This window comes from Cupriavidus lacunae (assembly GCF_003353055.1).
In the GTDB taxonomy this organism is placed as follows: Bacteria; Pseudomonadota; Gammaproteobacteria; order Burkholderiales; family Burkholderiaceae; genus Cupriavidus; species Cupriavidus lacunae.
In genome coordinates, this window is record NZ_QKWJ01000013.1 from 135,802 (window position 1) to 142,684 (window position 6,883).

The following is a 6,883-nucleotide window of genomic DNA, read 5'->3' on the forward strand; positions in this document are numbered from 1 at the left end:
ACACCCCTCATGACAGCAGCGCAGTCGTTTGACGTCGCCATCCTCGGGGCCGGTCTTGCCGGCCGCCTGGCCGCCTGGCAACTGGTCCGCAGCGGCGCCCGCGTGGCGCTGGTGGAGCGGGCCGGCCCGGACGGCGCGGGCTCGGCCGCCTACGTGGCCGCCGCCATGCTGGCGCCGCTGGCCGAATCGGCCATTGCCGAGCGCCGCATCGTCGACCTGGGCATCGCCAGCGTTGACCTGTGGCGCGCCTGGCTGGCCGAATTGCCGGAGCCGGTCTTCTTCCAGGAAGACGGCACGCTGGTGGTCTGGCATGCGCGCGACCGCGCCGAGATGTCGCTGTTCACCAGCCGCGTGCGTGCGGTGGCGCCGCCGGAGCTGGTGGCGCAGCGGCTGCGCACGCTCGACGCCAACGGCGTGGGCGAGGTCGAGCCCGCGCTCTCGGGCCGCTTCCCGCAAGGCCTGCTGCTGGCCGGCGAAGGCCAGCTCGACAACCGTGGCGCGCTGCGCGCGCTGCTGTCGTGCGCGGTCAGCGAAGGCGTGCATTGCGTCTGGGAGGCCGGCGAAGTCGATGCCGGCTCGCTGCCGGCGCTGGGCATCCGCGCCGACGTGGTGCTGGACTGCCGCGGCCTGGGTGCGCGCAGCGCATGGCCGGCGCAACCGGGTGGTACCCAGCCGGGGCTGCGTGGCCTGCGCGGCGAAGTGGTGCGCGTGCATGCCCCCGACGTCAAGCTGCACCGGCCGGTACGGCTGCTGCATCCGCGCTATCCGATCTATATCGCGCCCAAGCCCAACGACCTGTACGTAATCGGCGCCACCGAGCTGGAAAGCGAGGATGATTCGCCGATGAGCGTGCGTTCCGCGCTGGAGCTGCTGTCGGCGGCGCATTCGCTGCATCCCGCCTTCGGCGAGGCGCGCGTACTAGAACTGAACGTGCAGCGCCGCCCGACACGCCCCGACCATCTACCCGCGATCCGCGTGGACCAGCGCGCGCGCGTGGTGCGCGTCAACGGGCTGTACCGGCATGGCTTCCTGATCGCGCCGGCGGTGACCGAGGCCGCATGCGCGGTGGTGGGCGCGCTGCTCAAGGGCGATCCCGCGGCTCATGCGGTGCCGGCCGCGTTGCGCTGGCCTGGCATGATCGAGGCCGTGACCGAAGCGCCCGCCGCCACCATGGTCGCCCCTGGCGGGCTGCTGCACTAACGCATGAACGACATGGAAATCCTGCTCAACGGCCGACCGCTCGCCCTTGCCGAATCCGCCACGCTGGCGGACGCGGTGAGCGCGGCGCAGATCGCGCCCCCCTTTGCCGCGGCGGTCAACGGTCAGTTCGTGCCGCGCGGCGCCCACGCCAACACCCCCCTTGCGGCCGGCGACCGCATCGACCTCGTGCAACCCGTGACGGGAGGCTGACCCATGACCTTCGAACCCTCCGAAACCTTGCGCGACCCGTTCGTGCTGTATGGCGAGTCGTTTGACTCGCGCCTGCTGCTGGGCACCGCGCGCTACCCGTCGCCGGCCACGCTGGAGGCGGCCGTGCAGGCCTCGAAGCCCGCCATGATCACCGTCGCGCTGCGCCGCCAGGGCGCGGTCGGCGACGGCGAGGGCGGCCAGGCCTTCTGGCAGATGCTCAGGGCCATGGGCGTGCCAGTGCTGCCCAATACCGCCGGCTGCTTCACCGCGCAGGAAGTGATCACCACCGCGATGATGGCGCGCGAGGTCTTCGAAACGCCCTGGATCAAGCTTGAGCTGATCGGCGACGACTACACGCTGCAGCCCGATACGCTGAACCTGCCGGCCGTGGCCGAGACCCTGATCAAGGAAGGTTTCAAGGTGCTGCCCTACTGCACCGAAGACCTGGTGCTGTGCCGCCGCCTGCTCGACGTGGGCTGCCAGGCGCTGATGCCGTGGGCCGCCCCGATCGGCACCGGCCGCGGTGCGGTCAACCCGCATGCCATGCGCGTGCTGCGCGAGCGCCTGCCCGACACGCCGCTGATCGTCGATGCCGGCCTGGGCCTGCCGTCGCACGCGGCGCAGGTGCTGGAGTGGGGCTACGACGGCGTGCTGCTCAATACCGCGGTGGCGCAGGCTGCCTACCCGGTCAATATGGCACGCGCCTTTGCGCAGGCCGTCGAGGCCGGCCGCACCGCCTACCTGGCCGGGCCGATGCCCGAGCGCGAGGTGGCGCAGGCCAGCACGCCTGTCGTCGGCATGCCGTTCTGGCACGCCGACAACACGGAGCAGCGCGCATGACCCGCCGCGCCGTGCATGCCGCCAGCGACGGCCCCCTGCGCCTGGCTGTGCTGGAACACTATGGCGAGACCTTCGGCGTCGATGACAAGCCGTGGCAGGCCTGGCGCCTGGCCGACGCGCCGGCGCAACCCGGCACCCACGATGTGCTGATGTCCGACGGCGAAGCCGACGAAGCCGTGATCGCGCGTGTTGCCGCCGCGGGCGCCACGCTGATCGAGACCGACCGCGAGGGCGGCCAGTGGATCGACACCGTGCGCTCGCCGATGGGCACGTGGGTATTCTCCGTGGCCGCCGACACCGACCAGCCGCATTCACCCGCCTTCGTCGCGGTGCTGCTGGCCTGCATGTCGCTGCATTTCCCCGCGCACGACGCGCTGTGCCTGGCACGTGCCTGGGAACCCGCCTCGGCCGACTGGCCGTCCGACTTCGCGCGCTTCCCGCACGTGCGGCACGCCGCGCTGGTGGCGCCCGAGCAGGGCGCGGCGCCGTTCGCGCCGTGCCCCGCGCTGGGCCTGTACGTGGTGGTGCCGAGCGCCGATTGGATCGAGCGCCTGGCGCCGCTGAACGTGCCGACGGTGCAACTGCGCTTCAAGTCCGACGACCCGGCCGCGGTGCGCGCCGAGATCGCACGCGCGGCGAAGGCCATGCAGGGCTCGTCTTCGCGCCTGTTCATCAACGACCACTGGCAGGCCGCGATCGACTACCGCGCCGCCAACGGGGGCGAGCAGAGCGGCATCTACGGCATCCACCTCGGCCAGGAAGACCTGGACGACGCCGACCTCGATGCGATCCGCGCGTCGGGGCTGCGCCTGGGTGTCTCCACCCACGGCTATGCCGAAATGCTGCGGGTGGCCGCGATCCGCCCCAGCTATCTGGCGCTGGGCGCGATCTTCCCGACGACCACCAAGGCGATGCCGACCCAGCCGCAAGGCATGGGCCGCTTCCGCGCCTATGTGAAGCTGATGCAGCCGGTGATCCCGTCGCTGGTGGGCATCGGCGGCGTCAACGCCGCCAATATGCGCGAGGTGCTGGCCGTCGGCGTCGGCAGTGCCGCCGTGGTGCGCGCGGTGACCGAGGCAGGCGACGTGCCGGCCGCGGTGGCCCACCTGGTCAGCCTGTTCCCCACCGCCTGAGCGTGGCCCCGGCCATGGCATCGTCCGCCGCCGCGCGCATCCGCCTGGCAGCGGCGGACGAGGTGCCGCGGCTGGCCGATATCGAACTGGCCGCCGCGGCGCTGTTCCCTGACGCCGACCTGCCGGCGCTGCTGCGCCTGGTCAGCACGCCCGTGCCGGTGCTGGCCACCGCGCAGCGCGAAGCGCGCCTGTGGGTGGCCGAGCGCAACGGCGAACTGGCCGGCTTTGCGCTGGCCAGCCGCAACGGCGAGTACGCCTATCTCGATGAAATGGATGTGCATCCCGACCACGGGCGCCGCGGCATCGGGCGGGCGCTGGTCGGGGCGGTGCAGGGCTGGGCGCGGGCGGGGGGCTCGCACTCGCTCAACCTGACCACCTTCGCGCATCTGCCCTGGAACGCGCCGTTCTATGCGTCGCTCGGGTTTCGCGAGTTGCGTGACGACGAACTATGTCCGTTGCTGGCCGATGCGCTGGCGGCGCAGCGTGCTGCCGGGCTGCGGCAGCGGGTGGCGATGCGGCAGGTGCTCTGAAGGGCGCGCGCGGTGCCAAGATTTGTGCGACATTCGCCCAGCCTCGGGAACCGAACGGGACCCCGCCGCTATGATGTTGGGCAGCATTCCCCGCCAACCTTCCGCATCCCCCATCATGTCCAGCCAGACTGCCCCCGAAATCGTCCCCGCCGCACCCGGCACGCCCGACAAGCCCTACTTCGGCATCGACATTCCGCTGATGCGTTATTTCGGCCTGCAGCCGGTGCATATCGAGGAAGGCCTGTGCCGCACCCGGCTGCCCGCGCATCCGTCGCTGGTCAACAGCCGCGGCGATGTGCATGGCGGCACGCTGATGGCGACGCTGGATTTCACCCTGAGCGGCGCCGCGCGCTCGCATGCGCCGCTGGAAACGGGCGTGATCACCATCGACATGTCCACGCATTTCCTGGCGGCGGCGCGCGGCGAGCTGACGCTGGAGGCGCGCTGCCTGCGCCGCGGCGCGCGCATTGCGTTTTGCGAGGGCGAGGTCAGGGATGCGGCCGGCACCGTGGTGTGCGTGGCACGGGCCGCGTTCAAGCTGGTGCCGCTGTCGAGCGGCGGCAACTGAAGACCCGAGGCCGCTCAGTCCTGCAGCGGCCGGTACACCTGTTCGAAGCGTGCGCGCTCGGTGATGCCATAGTCGCCGGGCGCGTATTGCATCAGCCAGTCGCCCGGCTTGCCGTGCAGGACGTCGCCGCCGGCGGTGCGCGCAACGCTGAAGGGCTCGTGCATTTCCCTGGCCAGCACCGGGATCGGCTTGTTCCGGTAGGCGCCGTCCTGGCCATGTGCGAGCGGCGGCACCGCTTCGTACTTGGGGTCGAAGCGGTCGCGCGAGACGCACCAGCGGTCGCCGCCGCGGCTGGTGATCAGCGCATCGCCAGGCTGGTAGCGGTTGGGCCCCTCGCGGCTGATCAGCTCGCCGGGCCCGGTGGCGAACACCACGTCGACGACTTCATGCTTGAGGTAGAACGTGGCAGCCGGGTCGCTGCGCAGGTCGATATCGGTCAGCATCGTCATGTTCGTCAACCCAGCGCGCGCGGCGCGAAAAAGTGGTTCAGCGGCCCGTTGCCGGCGCCCAGCCGCAGCCCCGCGCCCGCCGCGATGGCCTGCGCCACATAGTCCAGCGCCGTGCCCACGGCCACCTCCAGCGCATCGCCGCGCGCCAGTTGCGCGGCGATCGCGGCGGCCAGCGTGCAGCCGGTGCCGTGCAGGTTGCGGGTATCGACACGCGGATGCGTAAACACGCGCACGCTGCCGTCGGCCAGCATCAGCAGGTCGTCCAGGCCGCCGGCGCCGGCGTCGTCTTCGAGGTGGCCGCCCTTGAGCAGCACGGCGGGGCAGCCCATGGCGATCAGGTCGGCCGCGGCCCGCTCCATCTCGGCGCGATGCGCAATCTTGCGTCCCAGCAGGTACGAGGCTTCGGGCAGGTTGGGGGTGACCAGCAGCGCGCGCGGGAACAGCAGCCGCACCATGGCCTGCGTGGTGGCGTCGTCGGACAGCGTCGCGCCCGAGGTCGAGATCATCACCGGGTCCACCACTAGGTTGCGGATGCCGTGCCGGTCGGCCGCGGCGGCCACGGCCTCGACGATGGCGGCGGTGCCCAGCATGCCGGTCTTGGCCGCGTCCACGCCGATATCGCCGGCCACGGCGTCGATCTGCGCAGTCACCATGTCGGCCGGAATGGCGTGCACGCCGGTTACGCCCAGCGTGTTCTGGGCGGTGATCGCGGTGATGGCGCTCATGCCGAAGCAGCCCAGCGCGGAAAAGGTCTTCAGGTCGGCCTGGATGCCGGCGCCGCCGCCGGAGTCGGAGCCGGCGATGGTCAGGGTGCGGGGTGGCGTTGGAATCATCTGTGCAGGAATCGGAGGGATCCGGTGCGCAAGGCGCCCGGGCACGCTACAATACCGCCACTCGTGCGACACGCACTCTCGTGTCCGGGTAGCTCCAACGTAAGGAGCATCGACCTTTGTTGGGACAAGGTGGCGGCCTCGGCTGGCACCGTCCAATCCCAACCATTTTTTGCTTAGACAAGCCGAGCCGAAAGGTGAGGTAAGTCGATACTGGTGCAATGCCTGCCGGATTTTCGGTAGGGATTGTAGCTTGCTTTTGCTGGTCAACAGCCAGCCATCGCCCAAGGCGGGGACACTCGCCTTTGGGCGAATTCGCCTTGATACCTTCCCCAGTGGGAAGGCGTCTGCGCTCGTCTCTGTTGCATAACTGCCACACGATTTAAACCGATCTATTGGGTCGGCATCGCGTCTTGGACCGACTGCAGCCACTGCGCTCGCACGTCGGTAAGCGCTTGCCTTTGCGGGAGCACATAAGTAAGGACTGAGGCCCGGAGCGTAAAGCTCTACGCGTTATGGTTCGGTCGACCACGTCCGCGAGGGCGCCTTGATAGAGAACCCGCTATGCGACTAGCGGTAGCCTAGGGGGACATGCGTCACTGGTAACGGTGGGGTGTGAAGCTTCCCTGACAATGTAGCCCCCGTAAGGGTGTCAATGGATCGTGAGGTCCGTGGGCAGCAAACCGAAGCAGCATCGGTTGAGGAGCTAGGCTGGCTGGTATGGGCAACACATGTGAACTGCTGATAAACGTCGTGAGTATTACGGTGCCAAAGCTGATGATAGGCACTAACCAAAAGGTACGTGGCTGGATACTCCGTTGAGTGGTCGGAGTACGTCGTCGTTAAGCCATCGGCGAAGAGGCAGGCCCTAACCCAGTCGTGTAACGCGTGGGGGACGTGGTAAGCCCGTATGGCTGCCCGAGTGCAGTTTGGCTCAGGCAGGCGAACCGCAAGGAACGCTGTTGGCTGTGCGGGTATGGGAGGTTGGAAAAAGCGAATGCGGACGTGTCAGGAATTTTGTGTGCTGAGGTCGGTTAAAGTTAAACGGATCTCAGCGTAGGGCGTTGGTGAAGCGGTCGCCAAAGAGGATGGCGAACTGGTTGGCCGCTTGCTTCCAGGTGAT

8 protein-coding genes are annotated in these 6,883 nt (G+C 69.3%); 6 read left to right on the top strand and 2 right to left on the bottom strand.

Going from position 1 to position 6,883, the window contains the following annotated elements; translation table 11 throughout:
- The first annotated feature begins 9 nt into the window (after positions 1-9).
- From DN412_RS13650 to DN412_RS13675, 6 genes are all read left to right on the top strand, one after another.
- Entirely contained in the window at positions 10-1,200 is a 1,191-nt protein-coding gene (locus DN412_RS13650) for an FAD-dependent oxidoreductase (protein WP_115212124.1), read from the top strand.
- Between the two features lie 12 nt (positions 1,201-1,212).
- Positions 1,213-1,410 (top strand): sulfur carrier protein ThiS, encoded by a 198-nt coding sequence (thiS, locus tag DN412_RS13655; RefSeq protein ID WP_115212138.1) that lies wholly within the window; start codon positions 1,213-1,215, stop codon positions 1,408-1,410.
- A gap of 3 nt (positions 1,411-1,413) precedes the next feature.
- A complete protein-coding gene (locus tag DN412_RS13660; RefSeq protein WP_115212125.1) occupies positions 1,414-2,250 on the top strand; it encodes a thiazole synthase in 837 nt (278 codons plus the stop codon).
- Positions 2,247-3,383 (top strand): thiamine phosphate synthase, encoded by a 1,137-nt coding sequence (locus DN412_RS13665; protein ID WP_115212126.1) that lies wholly within the window; start codon positions 2,247-2,249, stop codon positions 3,381-3,383. Before DN412_RS13660 ends, DN412_RS13665 begins: the two co-directional genes overlap by 4 nt.
- A 14-nt stretch (positions 3,384-3,397) precedes the next feature.
- On the top strand, positions 3,398-3,913 hold the full coding sequence (locus DN412_RS13670; protein WP_115212127.1) for a GNAT family N-acetyltransferase: 516 nt from the start codon (positions 3,398-3,400) through the stop codon (positions 3,911-3,913).
- Between the two features lie 115 nt (positions 3,914-4,028).
- Positions 4,029-4,481, top strand: a complete 453-nt coding sequence (locus DN412_RS13675; RefSeq protein WP_115212128.1) for a PaaI family thioesterase — start codon at positions 4,029-4,031, stop codon at positions 4,479-4,481.
- Positions 4,482-4,495: 14 nt separating this feature from the next.
- Here the strand turns inward: DN412_RS13675 and DN412_RS13680 are convergent, their stop codons facing one another.
- On the bottom strand, positions 4,496-4,930 hold the full coding sequence (locus tag DN412_RS13680) for a PGDYG domain-containing protein (protein WP_115212139.1): 435 nt from the start codon (positions 4,928-4,930) through the stop codon (positions 4,496-4,498).
- Between the two features lie 5 nt (positions 4,931-4,935).
- Positions 4,936-5,763 (bottom strand): bifunctional hydroxymethylpyrimidine kinase/phosphomethylpyrimidine kinase, encoded by an 828-nt coding sequence (thiD, locus tag DN412_RS13685; RefSeq protein WP_167471090.1) that lies wholly within the window; start codon positions 5,761-5,763, stop codon positions 4,936-4,938.
- Between the last annotated feature and the right edge of the window lie 1,120 nt (positions 5,764-6,883).